The organism is Vibrio sp. CUB2 (assembly GCF_001557945.1).
GTDB classification, from domain to species: Bacteria; Pseudomonadota; Gammaproteobacteria; order Enterobacterales; family Vibrionaceae; genus Vibrio; species Vibrio owensii.
Map to the genome: position 1 here is coordinate 198,950 of NZ_LNRB01000002.1, position 17,227 is coordinate 216,176.

At 44.8% G+C, this 17,227-nt stretch carries 11 protein-coding genes; 2 read left to right on the top strand and 9 right to left on the bottom strand.

The window, feature by feature from the left end; genetic code table 11:
- Positions 1–101: 101 nt before the first annotated feature.
- Positions 102–779 carry a GntR family transcriptional regulator gene (locus ATB78_RS03225; protein ID WP_081096552.1) on the top strand — a complete coding sequence of 226 codons (678 nt, stop codon included), beginning with the start codon at positions 102–104 and terminating at the stop codon, positions 777–779.
- 92 nt (positions 780–871) lie between these two features.
- Here the strand turns inward: ATB78_RS03225 and ATB78_RS03230 are convergent, their stop codons facing one another.
- From ATB78_RS03230 to ATB78_RS03270, 9 genes are all read right to left on the bottom strand, one after another.
- Positions 872–2,752 carry a diguanylate cyclase gene (locus ATB78_RS03230; RefSeq protein WP_061007796.1) on the bottom strand — a complete coding sequence of 627 codons (1,881 nt, stop codon included), beginning with the start codon at positions 2,750–2,752 and terminating at the stop codon, positions 872–874.
- A 112-nt stretch (positions 2,753–2,864) separates the two neighbouring features.
- On the bottom strand, positions 2,865–3,359 hold the full coding sequence (gene ilvN, locus ATB78_RS03235) for an acetolactate synthase small subunit (RefSeq protein ID WP_009707783.1): 495 nt from the start codon (positions 3,357–3,359) through the stop codon (positions 2,865–2,867).
- Between the two features lies 1 nt (position 3,360).
- Positions 3,361–5,085, bottom strand: coding sequence for an acetolactate synthase 3 large subunit (locus ATB78_RS03240; RefSeq protein WP_005437398.1), 1,725 nt, complete (start codon positions 5,083–5,085; stop codon positions 3,361–3,363).
- Between the two features lie 448 nt (positions 5,086–5,533).
- Complete coding sequence (locus tag ATB78_RS03245; protein WP_061007797.1) at positions 5,534–7,342, bottom strand: long-chain fatty acid--CoA ligase; 1,809 nt, start codon at positions 7,340–7,342, stop codon at positions 5,534–5,536.
- Between the two features lie 299 nt (positions 7,343–7,641).
- Positions 7,642–8,601 (bottom strand): LysR family transcriptional regulator CalR, encoded by a 960-nt coding sequence (gene calR / locus ATB78_RS03250; protein WP_005437396.1) that lies wholly within the window; start codon positions 8,599–8,601, stop codon positions 7,642–7,644.
- 531 nt (positions 8,602–9,132) lie between these two features.
- Positions 9,133–10,179 (bottom strand): MJ1255/VC2487 family glycosyltransferase, encoded by a 1,047-nt coding sequence (locus ATB78_RS03255; RefSeq protein WP_061007798.1) that lies wholly within the window; start codon positions 10,177–10,179, stop codon positions 9,133–9,135.
- A gap of 3 nt (positions 10,180–10,182) precedes the next feature.
- Entirely contained in the window at positions 10,183–10,731 is a 549-nt protein-coding gene (locus ATB78_RS29275) for a phosphatase PAP2 family protein (protein WP_009707787.1), read from the bottom strand.
- Between the two features lie 200 nt (positions 10,732–10,931).
- On the bottom strand, positions 10,932–11,723 hold the full coding sequence (locus ATB78_RS03265; RefSeq protein WP_061007799.1) for an SH3 domain-containing protein: 792 nt from the start codon (positions 11,721–11,723) through the stop codon (positions 10,932–10,934).
- 217 nt (positions 11,724–11,940) lie between these two features.
- A complete protein-coding gene (locus tag ATB78_RS03270) occupies positions 11,941–15,009 on the bottom strand; it encodes a thrombospondin type 3 repeat-containing protein (RefSeq protein ID WP_061007800.1) in 3,069 nt (1,022 codons plus the stop codon).
- Between the two features lie 580 nt (positions 15,010–15,589).
- Between ATB78_RS03270 and leuA the strand changes: the two genes are divergently transcribed.
- Positions 15,590–17,137, top strand: coding sequence for a 2-isopropylmalate synthase (gene leuA / locus ATB78_RS03275; protein WP_005437391.1), 1,548 nt, complete (start codon positions 15,590–15,592; stop codon positions 17,135–17,137).
- Positions 17,138–17,227 lie beyond the last annotated feature (90 nt).

A 17,227-nucleotide genomic window follows, 5' to 3' on the forward strand; every position in this document is an offset into this window, starting at 1 on the left:
TTTTTTTATATATTTTATCTTGCCCTCATAATCAGTACGCTGTATTATCAACCACAACCGAACTACGTACTGTTTAGTTGTCGTCACGATAATAAAATTTCATGAGGTTGCTTGTGTCTAGTCCTACCCTAACCGATAAAGTTGCAAAAATGATCTGTCAGGACATCCTGACTGGTGAACTCAAACCAGGCCAAAAGCTTGTGGTTGCTGACCTGAAAGAGAAATACAACGTTGGTGCATCACCTATCCGCGAAGCCCTTGTGCAACTGTCTTGGAGCAAGTATGTAAAACTTGAGCCACAAAAAGGCTGTTGGGTTGCACCCGTGTGCAAAAAAGAATTGAACGACCTATACGAAAGTCTTCGTGTGGTTTCTTCTGTATTGCTTAAGAAAGCAATCTTGGCGGGTGATGAAAGCTGGGAGTTGGATGTACTGACCTCTTACCACAAGCTATCTCGTCTGAACTTTGATGAAACTTTCTGCTGGCAAGAGTGGGAAGAGCGTCATCACCAGTTCCATGTTTCTCTGCTTGAAGGCGCGGATTCAAAGAACATGTTTGAGTTCTTTAGTGACCTGATTACCCAGATCAAGCGTTACCGTTACTTTGCAATGCAAACGTTAAACTCAGAAAAAGACGCCTTGTTCAACATTGATGAACACGAGATGATCATGAAGCTTGTTCTTGCCAAGAACAGCGAAGAAGCAATGGACTTACTTGATAAGCACTTGTTGAGCTCAATGCAACGCATCGAAACAGCGTTAGAGCTAGAAACCGCTTAATTCGATTCAACAGCGAATAGAAAAAAATCGGGGTTATCCCGATTTTTTGTTTTGTAGAAAAGCTTCAGCCTATCTGCTTATCGCAACAATCTCTAAGCAATGTCATCGAAACTGTGACAAATCGACACTCGGTTGCGCCCTGCACTCTTTGATTCGTACAGGGCGATATCCGCACACTTATAGCTGCGTGTTCGGTCTCCAGTGAGATCACTGTAACCCACACTCACTGTCACTGCTTTTTCACTGTTTAACTCTACGGCAACTCGAAGTCGATTCAATACTACTTCCGCTTCTTGCGTCGTCGTGTGTGGCATGATCACGGCAAATTCTTCTCCGCCGACACGAGCAACAAAGTCGGTATTTCTTACCCCATTCGACAACGTGTTTGCCACGCCGCAAATCACTTTATCACCCTCATCATGACCCATTTCATCATTAATGCGTTTGAAATGGTCGATATCAAACAGTGCAAGACAAGTCGTTGGCGTATCCGGATAACGTTCAACCATATTGGCATATTGCGCGAGCTGCTCTTCAAACTTACGACGATTCCATAAGCTGGTTAAGCCGTCTTTCTCACTCAAGTTTCGCAGTTTCTCTTCTAGCTCTTTACGCTCAGAAATATCCACCAGCGAAGTAATGTAGTAGCTAACTTTGCCAGACTTCGCCATGATAGCCTGAATGCGCATGATAGCGGTAAATACGTGGTTGAGCTTAGTGCGACAACGCACTTCTCCTTCCCACACTTGCTCAATACCAAGCTTATTCCAAATCGCTAGAATCTCTTCAATGTCTTCAGGAATGAAGATTAGGTTATGTGCATTCCAACCACGCAATCGCGAAGAGGTATAGCCCATCATGTTTTCAAACTCTTGGTTCACCATCATGATTCGATGTGACGTATCCGAAATCATCACCGCCGTCATGCCATCCAATGCAGCACGAGCGAGCTTAGATTCAATACTATGACGACGATAATGCAGTGCCAGCGAAGTAATAGGCAGAGCAAACACCAACATTAAGCTCAGCACAAAGAAGGCTTCTTGGACTAAGTCATCGATATCTCGGTCAGCTCGCTCCAACAATTGCTCTTGAGAGAGGTCAATGAGTAAGTGAAGAGGCTCGCCAGGCACAAATTCAATCGTGTTGAAAGCAATCAGGTGTTTACCATCATACTTATAGCCCATCTTCTGTGAGCCTACGTTTTGCCAGACATCAGGATGGAGCAAACCAAAGTTAAATCGAGCGCGATCAGGGATAATATCGCCGTAAAGCTTGTCGCTGTGAGAGCTTGCTGCGTAATAACCCGATTGGTTTATCAGCTCGATGTTGAAATCTCTGACTGGGGAATAATTCAAACGAGAAGAAAGGTATTTTACGTCGATATTGAGGATCAAATAACCTTCACGAATATCATCCATCGCCACTGGCATCATAATGCGAACAGAAGGGCTGTACGGATAAACGAGATTGCCGTTCTCTTGCTCGAGTTCAATTCCCCAAGAACCGATTTGGTCATTTTTTAAATTCTGAGCATACTGGAAATACTCGCGCTCTGATTTGTCTTGCAGAGTACGAGCTGCAGCTGCAGTGCCAGTTTTGAAGTCGTAGTTGATTCTGACATTCTCTTGCCCATTGACGTTAAGGAAGCGAATCTGTCGATACCATTTCTGGTTAACCGCAACAGAACTCCACACCTCTTCTAAAATGGCGAGATTCTTTGGATTTGGGTGGCGCAGGTAGTCGTAAAGGCTTTGGCTATGGCCGAGCAGGTCACTGATGGAAGAGATTTGGTCTTGAACGTTGTTGTATTCACGCTCAGAGTAAGCCAGTTGATGAAGGGCTTCTTTCGCCGTATTTTCTACATTAGCTGCTAACAGAGTCTGGTATTTCTGGTAGTAGTAGGTAGAGATGAGCGCGCTAAAAAATAGCGTGGTTGCCAGCAAAGCGCTGACCAACTTCCTTACTTTCACGCGTCCTACTACCCAATTTGTTTACGAAAGCAGCAATTATATCATTAATTGTTATTTTCTAAACAAAAAGCCATCGATGAACGATGGCTTTTCTTAAATGTATTCAGTGTAATTACGGTTTGAGGCAACGCTCTCCTCGTGCAACACCCACTACACCACTTCGGGCTACTTCGACCACTTCGGTGACTTCAGAGATTGCTTGGATAAACGCATCCAGCTTTTCACTCGTACCTGCAAGTTGAACCGTATACTGAGCAGCCGTGACATCAACGATCTGACCACGGAAGATATCCGCCGTGCGCTTTACTTCTGCACGCGCAAAACCGCTCGCTTTAACCTTCACCATCATCAACTCACGTTCGATGTGATCAAACTCTGTCACCTCTTGCACTTTCAGTACATCAATCAGTTTGTGCAGTTGCTTTTGGATCTGCTCAAGCTGCATTTCATCCGAGTTCGTTGTGATGTTTAAGCGCGATAGCGTCTCATCATCGGTTGGTGAAACGTTCAGAGACTCGATGTTGTAACCACGCTGAGAAAACAGACCAACAACGCGAGACAAGGCACCAGGTTGGTTTTCCATTAACAAAGAAATAATGTGTCTCATATTAAGTACGCTCCGTTTTGCTTAGCCACATCTTGTCCATACCCTCGCCTTTGATCTGCATTGGGTATACGTGTTCGGTTTCGTCTACGTTGATGTCAACAAACACCAGACGATCTTTCATGTCTAACGCTTTTTGTAGACCCGCTTCAAGCTGATCCGGCGTTTCAATACGAATACCGACGTGACCATAAGCTTCTGCAATCGCTGCAAAATCAGGAACAGAACTCATGTATGAGTTAGAGTGACGGCCTTGGTAAATAATGTCTTGCCACTGTTTTACCATGCCTAAGAATCGGTTGTTCAAGTTGATGATCTTCACTGGAATGTCGTATTGCATTGCTGTCGACAGTTCTTGGATGTTCATCTGAATACTGCCGTCACCAGTTACAACTACTACTTCTTCTTCTGGCATTGCGAACTTCACGCCCATACCAGCAGGCAGACCGAAGCCCATCGTGCCTAGACCACCAGAGTTAATCCAACGGCGTGGCTTATTAAATGGGTAGTAAAGCGCAGCGAACATTTGATGCTGGCCTACATCCGACGCCACATAAGCATCACCATTAGTCAGTTTATGCAGTGTCTCAATAACCTGTTGAGGCTTAATACGTTCAGGCGACGTTTCGTATGCAAGACAGTTACGTTCACGCCAAACTTGAATGTCGTCCCACCATTGACCAATTGCTTCTTGGTCATTGTTGCTGCCCTGCTCATTCAGCAAGCCAACCATAGTCGCTAGCACTTTATCGGCTGAACCTACAATAGGCAGATCCACTTTCACGTTTTTAGAGATTGAAGATGGATCGATATCGATGTGCATAACTTTCGCGTTAGGGCAATACTTCTCAAGGTTGTTGGTTGTACGATCATCAAAACGAACACCAATACCGAAGATAAGGTCAGCTTCATGCATTGCCATATTGGCTTCATATGTGCCGTGCATCCCGAGCATACCCAGAGAGTTTTTGTGTGTGCCCGGGAATGCCCCCAAGCCCATCAAAGTACTCACAACGGGTAGATTCAATTCGTCTGATAGCGCTTGAATATGTTCATGGGCACCAGAAATAACGGCACCGCCACCGATGTACAAAACAGGCTTCTTCGCCTCAAGCAAGGCTTTAAGTGCTTTCTTGATTTGGCCTTTGTGGCCAGACGTGGTTGGCTTGTAGGAACGCATTGAGATGCTTTCCGGATACTCGTAAGGGAGCTTGATTTGCGGATTAAGGATATCCTTTGGCAAATCAATCACAACCGGACCTGGTCGGCCAGTCGTCGAGATGTAAAACGCTTTTTTGATCGTCTCTGGAATGTCTTCCGCTTTCTTAACTAAGAAGCTGTGTTTCACCACTGGGCGAGATACACCCACGATGTCACACTCTTGGAATGCATCATTACCGATGAGATTGTTTGGTACGTTACCAGAGATAACGATCATTGGGATTGAGTCCATGTACGCCGTAGCAATACCTGTGATGGTGTTGGTTGCACCTGGACCCGAACATACTAGTACCACCCCCGGCTTACCCGTTGCTCGAGCATAACCATCTGCCATATGCGTAGCAGCTTGCTCGTGTCTTACTAATACGTGTTTGATTTGGTCTGTTTTGGCGTGCAGGGCATCGTAGATATCTAAAACGGAACCGCCTGGGTAACCAAAGATTTGTTCTACGCTCTCTTCGATCAGAGATTGCACAACCATCTCTGCGCCTGACAACATTGCTGTCATAATTGCTCTCCTTACCAGTGTTCCTCACCGTAAGGCCAACGGTTTGGTCTGGTTTTACATAGTCTAGGTCTTATTCGTAGCCTAATCGAAATACTTCCACTTTTTCAGCTATGTCTTGCGTCTGTCATAACAAAACGCAAGGTAACACAACAAATGTAACGTTTTATTATCAACGGGTCTAATGAGATTTGAATCAAATTTTAAACAAGATGCTGTAAATCAGAACAAAGGTAGGGTTTGACGCTATCAAGCGCGTTCAATTTGGAATCAATAAAAGAAAGAAGAAGAAAATAAAGTGAATAATTTCACTCAAAATAGCCACTTCGAGTGATTATTTCTCTTTATCAAGGGGAAATAAGTGTGAAAGACAGTCATAAAAAATCCCCAGCAGCACAATATTAGGCAACTGGGGATAATTTCATCAATCTGAAATCTAAGTCAGCTTAAGTTACTTTTTATCTGACTTTTCGTTGTACATTTCTTCGATTTCATCTTGGTATTTGTCATTAATGACTTTACGACGAAGTTTTTGCGTTGGGGTCAACTCACCATCATCCATCGAGAACGCTTTTGGTAACAGTTTGAATTTCTTAACTTGTTCAAACTTAGCCAGTTCTTTTTGCAGGTCATTTACGCGCTTTTCAAGCATCTCAACGATTTGGTGGTGTTTGATCAACTCCACACGATCGTGATACTTGATGTTCAGCTCTTTCGCGTACTCTTCTAGCGAGTCATAACACGGAACAATAAGCGCTGATACAAACTTACGTGTATCGGCAATAACCGCAATTTGCTCGATGAAGTGGTCCTTACCGATCGCACCTTCGACAACTTGAGGAGCAATGTACTTACCGTTTGAGGTCTTCATCAGCTCTTTAATACGGTCAGTAATGAACAGGTTGCCATTTTCATCAATGTAACCTGCATCGCCCGTCTTCAAGAAGCCGTGCTCGTCGAATGTCTTCTCGGTTTCTTCTGGCATTTTGTAGTAGCCACGCATCACCATTGGGCCACGCACCAAGATCTCGTTGTTTTCGCCGATCTTAACTTGTGCACCTGGCATCGCCATACCGATAGAGCTTGGGTCAAAACACTGGTCATCCCAACAAGAAACCGTTGCCGTGGTCTCCGTCATGCCATAACCAAGCTTCACGTTGATGCCAATCGCATGGAAGAAACGACCAATGGTCTCATCCAACTTCGCACCACCACATGGCATGAAGTTAATGCGGCCACCCAGCAATGCACGTAGCTTGCTTAGAACCAGTTTATCCGCCAGAGCGTATGACTTACGCAGCATCAACGATGGTTTACGACCTTCTTGATGACAAGCCGCCATCTTGGCGCCCATGTTAACGGCCCAAGTGAACATGATCTTACGGTGAACAGGTGCTCGTGATACTTTCTCATGAATTGCTGAGAAGATTTTTTCGTAGAAGCGAGGTACCGCACTCATGACTGTAGGGCGTACTTCACTCAGGGCATCACGCACTTGCATGGTGTCTTGTAGATAGCAGTTCGTCGCGCCTTTGTAGAGCACGTAGAACGTCCAAGCACGCTCAAATACATGTGATAGCGGAAGGAAGCACAAAGACACGTCATCTTCAGTCAAACTTAATCGCTCATCGTGGCCTTCAAGCTGAGCCGAAATGTTCGCGTAATCCAACATCACGCCTTTTGGCTGACCCGTTGTACCAGAGGTATAAATCAACGTGAGAAGGTCTTCTTCTTGCGCCTGCTCTAAACGAGAAGTTAACTCAAGCTGCTGACTATCATCACCTTTGGCAATGAAATCATCCCACGTCATTACAAACGCGTGTTCGCCGAGTTCAATGTCATCCGACATCGCAACGATCAGTTCTAGCTGCTGGCATTCGTCAAAAATGCTAACGGCTGCGTCAAATTGAGGTTGCTCACCGACAAACAGCACTTTTACGTCTGCGTTATCGATGATGTAAGCAGACTGCGCTGCTGTATTGGTTGGGTAGATCGGAACGGTTACACCACGTAACTGCAACGCTGCAAAGTCAGCGATAGTCCACTGCGGCATGTTGTTTGAGAAAATACCGATCTTATCTTGAACGCCCAATCCTTGAGCCAAAAGTGCAAGCGACAAAGCATCCACTTGCTGACCAAATTGCTCCCAAGTAATACCTTGCCATGCGTCGCCTACTTTATGTTTGAGCGCAACACGAGTACCACCCTTCGCAATTTGTTCACGAATACGTTTAACGATATGAAAATCTAACTTGGCCATTCTTTACATTACCTTTTGGCTTACAGGCGTAAGCTATTTGAGCGCACAAGTGTAACCTCGACGCTTAAAAACGCAACTGACCATTATCAAACTTATCATTATTAAGAGAGCACTATCACTAATGAGAGCATAGCTCATGTTTAACTGATGAAGGTTTAATCAACTTAAGTCGCTGTTTCAGCTGTTATTTAGCGGATATAAAAAGACCCCGAGAGACGGCAATCTCTCGGGGCCAAGGAATTGTAAAAATTGATGATTACAAATCCAGTCTGACCAGTTAGTCAGGCTAAAAGTTAGGCTTATTTAAGCGCTACAACTTCACCACAAGTGATCATTAGTTGATCACGTAGCCAGATGTGGCCTTTGTCTTTCTCACTTGATTCGTGCCAGCTTAGGTAGCCGCTGATTTCTTTGTTTTCAAATGGGAAATCTAGGATTTGTAGCTGATCGCTGTTTACTGCGTTTTCAGCCATCCAACGTGGTGCGATAGTCACAAGCTCAGACTGGCTTACTACGTATAGTAGGTTGCTTAGGCTTGAACCTTCGTATGCCGCTTGGCAATCAAGCTCACGGTAAGCTTGCTCAGAGAAGCTACGTTGACCATGTACACGTGATAGTTTCGCGTGTTTCTCGTTGATCAGTTGCTCTGCAGATACACCACCTTGGATGCGAGGGTGTGTCTTAGATGCAATCACAACTAGCTCATCTTTGAAGATTTCAGTGCTTGAGAAGCCTTGGTCATCGAAACGAGCGTAGTCGATTACGAAGTCGATTTCTTGGTAGCGCATGCGCTCAGAAAGAAGACGATCAAATTCCGCATCTAGGTGAAGCTGTACGCTTGGCGCTTGCTCATTGACGTTAGCCATGATGCGAGGTGCAAAACGCATGTCACATGGGCTACAAATCGCTAGCTTAAATAGACGAGTTGAAGACTCAGGTTGGAATACTGAGCTTGGTAGTTCGTTGCGAATAAGCTGTAGTGCTTGGCGGATTGGGCCAAACAGTTGACGAGCGCGTTGAGTTGGTTGAATACCACGACCCTGACGCATGAATAGCTCATCATTAAACATTACTTTTAGGCGAGCAACCGCGTTACTTACCGCTGGTTGAGACATGCCTAGGTTGTGTGCTGCACGAGTGATATTTTGCTCTTGCATCACAGCATCAAATACAGTCAATAGGTTTAAATCTACACCACGCAATGTGCTTTCCATACGGTAGCTAGCAATTGCGCTCATCGCGTCTTTTTTATCTAACATGGAGTGCGCCTCTTATGTAATCGTCAACTTGGTTCAATGAATTCTTAACGAATAGAATCCCTTTGCGCACAAACGACCGTGGCTGGATTCAAATCATTTTTGAAGGAATAGAAAACCGAATTTGTATTATATTTATCGTCCGGATGTTTCCGGCTTGAACTGTACTATCAACTAATCAATCAAGGTTTCGCAACTAGATTGATATTTAATCATTAAATTTTAGCCAATTAGGTATTTAATCCATACTTATCATGACGTTAAGAAAAACATAAAAAAGTATAAAACAACTAAATCAGAGATTTCTGACAACCTATTTAGCACGTTAATGACAATCTACAGGGGTTATACAATCCATTTGCGGAAATTATTGTTTTCATTTCACTTCAAAAACCAGCATCAATAGTTCCGTTCACAAAACACACAAATCAGTTAAAGAGGCAGCAAAATCGCAGTGAATAGAAATGATTTTGAGGGCATAAAAATGCAGCCAATCAGGTCATGAATGACTGCAAGAGAAATATGGGGTGAGAGTTAAATATTGGCTACGTAACTTGGAAAATCGACTTGTTCCCAAAGTTGTTCAGATAGCTTCTCCGGCGCGTCCCATGCACCTTGTAATACCCAACTTGCGATGGCTTTGGCTACATCGGGATACTTTACGCTTTCGGCATGTTGCTCCTTCAGCCACTGACGTACGATAGAAATGTCCAGATTATCCATAGAAGTCGCCAAACCAAGATCTTCTAACGTGGCGACATTACTCTGTTGCTCAAATTGTCCCGCAAGTGGTTTAAGCAGTAACTTCTTACCAAGCGACAGAGCCTCTGAAGGAAGCTCAAACCCACCGTTGGCAATCACGCCACTACAACGCTGCAAATGATATTGGAAATTGGTGTGACACAACGGACGCAATTCAATGTTTTCGATACGCTCACACTCAATCACGTTTGGGTGGTAACAGACGAAAGATTGTTGATTAAGATGAAACAGCAAATCACTGATGTCTTCAATTGACTCAAACGGCAGGTACACCAGAACAAAATCTTCACTGCCTGAGGCGTGGTCAAGTGTATGAACAATAGGAGGAAGGATCGGCTGATCAAAGTGGTACCAATGCAAGCCTAGGTGATGTCGCGAAGGAGCAAAGTGTTCAATCACCGATTTATCAAACCAACTCGCTCCTTTCAATGGAACCGGATAGCGAAAAGCATTTTGATGACTGATACCAATACATGGCTTGTTTTGCTTGCGAGCCGCCCAAGCCGAAACGGGTTCAAAGTCATTGATAATTAAATCATAAGAAGAAAGATCAAGCTGCTTCACTTCTTTGAAAAACTGAATGAGATTATTGTTCAAAGCGGTTTTGGTGTAGTTCACCGATCCTTTTTCCGTCACAAAAGTGAATCCACGACGTGTCTGATAGTCCCCAAATGCTTCCATGGAAAAGTACTTTTCTGGCTCACGTCCTGAAAAAAGAAAATCGACCTGCACATCGTGCTCTTTGAATGCTTCACTCATGGCTCTTGCCCGAGCGATGTGACCATTCCCCGTACCTTGAACACCGTAAAGGATTTTCATCCACTAGCCTCCTACTATAGCAATTGCTAAAGAACCACAAAGGCTGCCCAACAAGGCGCCAATAATGATGTCCGTAAAGAAATGCACGCCGAGCAAAATTCGTGACGTGCCAATTAAGCTCGCCCATACAAAGGCGAAAGTTCCAAGCTCTGGGTAAAAGTGATTGATGATGGTCGCCATAACAAAACCGGCAGCGGTGTGACCAGAGGGTAAGCTATAGCGATCAGACGGCGTGATAAATGCAGGTAAAAGTGCACTCAATTCTTCAGGACGACGACGCTTGAAACTGTTCTTAAGCATCCAATAGATCGGCAGTTCAAACGCAAACGCGGTAAGCCCTGCGAGTAAAAACCATTGCCCATGCTGCTTATCAAGGAACCAAGCCAGTAAACCTAACACCAAGTAAAGGTGCCCATCCCCACTGTGGGAAACGCCTTTACTGATATTTGCGACTTGTTGGTTAAAGCGGTGCTGTAAGCACACACTAGAAAACGCCAAATCAAATTTAGCGATGCTTGCCATTGGCTGTGAAATTGTCTCTAAAGCTCGCATGTGACTTCCCTATACTTTGACAACGCCCTTGTATGAAAAGTAGGCGCAGAAAGTGACAGCTACATGACGAGAATTTGGACAATTAATGACACGTGATGGCTTAGGAGAAAGAGAGAAATAACCAATGATTAAACAGTACTAAAAAGCTCGGTGACAAATACATTGTCGACCGAGCTTGATCATTGAGAGGAGGCGGTGACTTAAGATCGGTTCGAGCTTGCCATCGGAACATCGATATACCAGACCTTTCTTTTTTTACGGCATGCCCTGAGTGAGCCTGCGGTAATATGGCCGTCTTTCGTCAGCTCATAACTCAAATCACGGCAGGTGTAGTTACCGAACAGCTCACTTTCGGCTGGCTCTACTGGCGCAGGCTCATCACCACATAATAAAGGGTTTGGCTTGATAGAAAGAATATCGTGATTGACCTGGTTAGTGCGCGCATAGTCCTTATGAACATAACCTCGAACCATGCCCTTTTGCTCGACTAACAGCCAAGGTTCACCCTCAACTTTTGCAATCGCATTAAACTCTTCATCCTTATTTAGCTCCCCGAGCTTTTCTCCGTCTAAGCTTGGCTTTGAGCGTAAATTCAGCGTGGCTTTAGAGCGGTATGACACATCCATAAACTCTAGTGTTTTGGAGGTGTCCACTCCGTCGACGATTGGGCGACTGACTTCCGCCTCTTTCCATTGGTTAGGCTGAACTCGGATCTTCCACCAAGAATATGTATCGGGGTCTTTGCCTTTGAACTTGTTACGGTTGTCAGACTCCAACGCCACCAGCATCTGATTCAGAAATGATGCTCGTCCATCTTCACTCAGGTACTGATCCATCTGTTGATTGATCACCATAACGCTTTCAGCATGATCATCCATCATCACAGAAGAAACCGTATGGGGCTGAGAACCAAACTGCAACAGTTGGCACCCAGATAAAGAAACCACAGCGATTGCCAGCGCAGAACGTCCAAATTGTTTTGCTAAATCCATTAATCCCTGACCTATTTACTTTGAAACTCTATAAATGCATCCGCTCTACTATAAAACGCTCTGATGGAATTATGCCAACCAATTGACCCCTTTGTGTGATACCTCGCAAAGCGTGCGGTATAAAAAGTCATCTCAACCGTGCTCCGCTTTCTTGTTCACCCAAGAAACAACTCGTTCTATAAAAAAGCGGCTACCGAAGTAACCGCATTCAGACTTATTAATGGTTGGTGGATGTTCGATTCCACACTTCTGTTGACCAGGTGTTATTGCTTCGCTCTCGCTGTACGATACCCTTGCTATCGTAGCTATCGATCTGTCGTTGCCACTCAGTCATATCGTTTAACTTTGTGCCTGATTCATCAAAGTATTCCGATGTGCTGTAGCTAAACTGTTGGCATACCTCAGCCTGATATTGCTGGCCGTCCACATCGTAATTAATCGTTTTCTTGCCCGCGTAGGTTTGGCTGTACATCACGTTACCAGTGCGCCAATCTACTAGCTTGTCGTCATCATTATCGCTGCCATACTGAGTGGAAGGATCATGGATGGAGAATTGACTGTACGTGACATTAGGAATTCGATAATAAGCATTTTCGCTCCACGCTAGTTGCTTAGTCGTTCGAGAACCCCATTTAATATCAACGTCACTATTCGGCTCATACCCTTCTACGCCCAGCCAATCTCCGTTTTGACTAGTGTGATAGTGCTCTTTAAACCAGGCAGAACTATCGAGTAACGTAGCAAACAGTTGCTCCAGACGAACATTCATGTCATTCCACTGATAGTTTTTATTCACTAACAGGTGCCACTCGTAATTCGCCTCTTGTTCAACATACTCATCAAACTCATTGAAGCGAGAGCGCTGCATTCGGTAGATGTTGATATCGCCAACCTCTGCGGCATATTCACCCTCTTCTAGAGATGCCAAACATTGATCGAAAGTCGCGAACTCACCTTCTGGGACTCTAGAGAGTATCGGGTCTTTACCATAAGCTTGATTATTGATGGTAAAGCCTTCCAATTGCTTGACGTAGTTACTCCATCCCCAGACAGGCGTCACTTTTGCCTCGTCTGCATACTCCATGTATGAACGTTCACTTTTCACCACAAGATTTTGGCCAGCGGTGTAGTTTGTCGTTGTCTCTGAAATATATACTGGCGCAGGCTCGCTGCTGCCATCGTTGTCTGCAAAGGCATAGTTGCCCTCATGTCCTGAAATACACACTTCAACTAGAGTGCCATCCACATTTAAAATATCTTTTCCTTTGTAGAACAAAGTGGTGGCATCTTGATTAAAGGTTGGAGACTCGGCATCGGTGTTCCATTTATGGATGCGAGTGTAATCAACAACTAGTGGAGTATTGAGTACCACGTCGTGCTCTTGCTGAATCGTAGGGACAAAACCCCACCAGCGGTAGTAGGTATCATGGAAGCCGTAATACATACCGCTTACCGCGTCGGTATACTCTAATTCTGCAATCGGGTCCCATTCGCTGACAGCACCACCAAAATCAGGAGTCACTTGGGTAACATGGAAAGTTCGCTCCGACAGTAATCCATTAGGTAACCCTGATTGCTGGCCAAGTAAGATTTCGGTTTGAGAAAACTGTTGGGTGTCGCCATTGTTCATTTCTCGCGTAATGGAATAAAGCTTACTGTCTCGCCTTTCATCAATCCCTACTGTAGAGAACTGATTCTCAGGTAAAGAAGCAACACATTGCGCTAACGTATTCGGTATGTTGAGGGCTTCAAGTGGTTGGTTATCTTCAGCATCTAAGTAACCATCACCATCATCATCTGTGTCAGCATTGTTACCTATTCCATCCCCATCGGTATCGAGTGTTTCCGTCGGGTCGTTTGGCAAAGCATCAGCATTGTCGCCTACACCATCTTTGTCACTGTCTTTCGATTCTGAGGCATCACTTGGGAAGGCATCATTGTTGTCACCAACACTGTCCTTATCGCTGTCTGTCGTTTCTGATGCATCAGTTGGGAAAGCATCGCTGTTGTCGCCCACGCCATCTTTATCGCTGTCTTTAGATTCTGTCGCATCAGATGGGAAAACATCGCTATTGTCACCAACACCATCTTTATCGCTGTCTTTAGATTCTGATGCATCAGTTGGGAAAGCATCACTATTGTTGCCGACACCGTCTTTATCGCTGTCTTTAGATTCTGATGCATCAGTTGGGAAAGCATCGCTGTTGTCGCCCACGCCATCTTTATCGCTGTCTTTAGACTCTAATGGATCATTTGGAAACGCATCGTTATTGTCACCAACACCATCCGTGTCACTGTCTTTAGACTCTGAGGCATCATTTGGGAAGGCATCGCTGTTATCACCGACACCATCTTTATCACTGTCTGTCGTTTCTGATGGATCGTTAGGGAAAGCATCAGCATTATCGCCAACAGCATCCTTATCCGTATCTTTGCTCTCACTTGGGTCGAGAGGGAAAACGTCTTGATTATCCCCAACTTTATCACCGTCGGTGTCGTACCATTCAGTATCATCATTAGGGAAGGCATCAAGCGCATCAATAATAAGATCCCCATCGCTGTCATGAATGGAAACCAGCATCAGCTCATTCGTTTCAGGATCTTTAATCACGATATGATCATCACTAGCATTCTCGACCAAAAGGGTCACTTGCTCAGAATCTGCGATAATATTTTGGGCTTGTTCAAGCTCTTGAACGGAGGCAGGCATAGCGCCAGAAGCAACTAAAGAGACCGCACTTTTTTGTACTTTCTTCGCCTCTTCTGTTTGAGATGCAATATAGTCAGACACTACCGATGCTTCACTTACCCCAAGTGCTTGTGCAACCTCGCTTACTGCCTGCTGATAAGCATCCGCTTCACTAGCGTTGGTAACGCCCATACGCATTTTAGCTTCAACCAATGTCGTTAATGGCGTAACAACCTTACCCTGATAAGCGACCATCAGCAGATCTTCAGCAATGGGTTTACCATGATCTAAGTCGATCGCGACACCTGCTTCTGCAAAGGTGATCAGTTGGTAGTCGTTAATGTCATCGATTTGAGTGAGATCCAGAGACACCGCACCTGTTTCATCAGTGGTACCACTTACCTCTCCGTCTTCCAAAATGTAGTTAACGCTGTCTTTTCTTTCTAACCACACTTTTGCATTTTGAATGTAACCATCTATCACCTTAACGGTTAACACATTGTCGGTAACCGTTGGCTGATTGGAATCGTCACCGCCACAGGCAGAAAGAACCAAAGCACTACTGATCGCCAATGCAACTCGGGATTTATAAAACATAACTCACCATCCTTGATTAATTTGCCCTCCATTTTAAATATCTCTCCGCTAGCCGTAAGGCATTCACCCAACTAATAACAAGAACTCGATCGAAAACAATTAAGAAATATTACGTAACTAAAACGCAGTAAAACAAACGGTTACATTTAGTATCAAAGTGCAATAAACACCTGCATTTAAAGCTATTATGAGACTGAAAAGTCGCACCCTCTGAGCAAAATAAAAACAATTCACGCTGCGAATGATCACCGAAGCTTGAGTCCTCCTAAAAACCATTAACAGAAATCCACTCATCCGATATGAATAAAAAATCGACTTTAGGGTTGACGTGTTCCATTGAGTGCGGTACTAATTTGTTAACTTAATTTTGTGGAATGCTTAACAACTATGTCAGCACGTTTTTCTATCCTGCTTAGCCTCCTCCTGATCGTGACCAATTCGCGCGGGTAGGCTGTGGAAGAAAAATAACCACACCAATTTCTAAGAAACCCGCATGCAAATGCGGGTTTTTTTATATCTAAATACCGGAAGTAAACGATTAAATTGCACGAAAAGTGCAGAAATCATGAAGGAAGCAAACATGAACGATCAGGTCATTATATTCGACACCACATTGCGTGATGGCGAACAAGCGTTGTCAGCAAGCTTGACGGTTAAAGAAAAACTGCAAATTGCCTATGCGCTGGAAAGGCTAGGCGTTGATGTTATCGAAGCGGGTTTTCCTGTTTCTTCTCCTGGTGATTTCGAATCCGTACAAACTATTGCAAAACACATTAAAAACAGCCGAGTTTGTGCCCTTTCGCGTGCCGTTGCGAAAGACATCGATGCTGCCGCTGAAGCGCTAAAAGTCGCAGACGCATTCCGAATCCACACTTTCATTTCTACCTCTACCGTCCATGTTCAAGACAAATTGCGCCGTAGCTACGACGATGTTGTAGAAATGGGCGTGAAAGCCGTAAGACACGCACGTAATTACACGGACGACGTTGAGTTTTCTTGTGAAGACGCAGGTCGCACGCCAATCGACAATCTATGTCGTATGGTTGAAGCGGCCATCGATGCTGGCGCAAGCACCATCAACATTCCAGACACCGTTGGCTACACCGTACCAAGCGAGTTTGGTGGCATCATTGAAACCCTATTCAACCGTGTACCAAACATCGACAAAGCGATTATCTCTGTTCACTGTCACGATGACTTGGGCATGTCTGTTGCGAACTCTATCGCAGCGGTTCAAGCAGGTGCTCGACAAGTAGAAGGCACCATCAACGGTATTGGTGAGCGTGCGGGTAACTGTTCTCTTGAAGAAATCGCGATGATCCTAAAAACCCGCCAAGAGTTCATGGGTGTGCATACCGGTCTAAAACACGACGAAATCCATCGCACCAGCAAGTTGGTGAGTCAGCTATGTAACATGCCAATCCAGAGCAACAAAGCGATCGTTGGTGCTAACGCGTTCAGCCACTCTTCAGGTATTCACCAAGATGGCATGTTAAAGAACAAGAACACTTACGAGATCATGACGCCTGAGTCGATTGGCCTTAAGAACCAAGCATTGAACCTAACCAGTCGCAGTGGCCGCGCTGCGGTTAAGAGTCACATGGACGCAATGGGCTACAAAGAAGAAGAGTACAACCTAGATGCGTTGTACGAGGACTTCTTGAAACTTGCTGACCGCAAAGGTCAGGTGTTCGACTACGATCTAGAAGCGCTAATGCACTTCTCGAACTTGCGCGAAGAAGACGACTTCTACAAGTTGAACTACCTAAGCGTGCAATCTGGCAGCGTAATGGCAACCACCAGCGTCAAAATGCAATGTGGCGATGAGGAAATGTGTGAAGCTGCCGTCGGTAATGGTCCAGTTGATGCGCTATACCAATGTATCTACCGCGTGACAGGTTACGAAATCGTCCTAGACAAGTTTGACCTAACCGCAAAAGGCGAAGGTGAAGACGGTCTTGGTCAAGCAGACATCATCGCTAACTACAAAGGCCGTAAGTACCATGGTACCGGCGTTTCTACCGATATCGTAGAAGCATCAGGCCAAGCGCTATTACACGTCATCAACAGCATTCATCGTGCCGATAAGATTGAAGAGATGAAGCAAAAGAGAATTGCGACGGTTTAATGATTAATTCATTGGAGCTTGAGCCTCACAGCTCAGGCTCCAACCAAATTCGTTTTAGACAAGCTCAAAAATTTAGAAAACTTAAAGGAT

What these genes read in the sequence shown, in the direction of transcription:
- ATB78_RS03225 (WP_081096552.1), top strand. Translation starts at nt 102, where the DNA reads ATGAGGTTGCTTGTGTCTAGTCCTACCCTAACCGATAAAGTTGCAAAA.
- ilvN (WP_009707783.1), bottom strand. Translation starts at nt 3,359, where the DNA reads ATGAGACACATTATTTCTTTGTTAATGGAAAACCAACCTGGTGCCTTG.
- ATB78_RS03240 (WP_005437398.1), bottom strand. Translation starts at nt 5,085, where the DNA reads ATGACAGCAATGTTGTCAGGCGCAGAGATGGTTGTGCAATCTCTGATC.
- ATB78_RS03245 (WP_061007797.1), bottom strand. Translation starts at nt 7,342, where the DNA reads ATGGCCAAGTTAGATTTTCATATCGTTAAACGTATTCGTGAACAAATT.
- calR (WP_005437396.1), bottom strand. Translation starts at nt 8,601, where the DNA reads ATGTTAGATAAAAAAGACGCGATGAGCGCAATTGCTAGCTACCGTATG.
- ATB78_RS03255 (WP_061007798.1), bottom strand. Translation starts at nt 10,179, where the DNA reads ATGAAAATCCTTTACGGTGTTCAAGGTACGGGGAATGGTCACATCGCT.
- ATB78_RS29275 (WP_009707787.1), bottom strand. Translation starts at nt 10,731, where the DNA reads ATGCGAGCTTTAGAGACAATTTCACAGCCAATGGCAAGCATCGCTAAA.
- ATB78_RS03265 (WP_061007799.1), bottom strand. Translation starts at nt 11,723, where the DNA reads ATGGATTTAGCAAAACAATTTGGACGTTCTGCGCTGGCAATCGCTGTG.
- ATB78_RS03270 (WP_061007800.1), bottom strand. Translation starts at nt 15,009, where the DNA reads ATGTTTTATAAATCCCGAGTTGCATTGGCGATCAGTAGTGCTTTGGTT.
- leuA (WP_005437391.1), top strand. Translation starts at nt 15,590, where the DNA reads ATGAACGATCAGGTCATTATATTCGACACCACATTGCGTGATGGCGAA.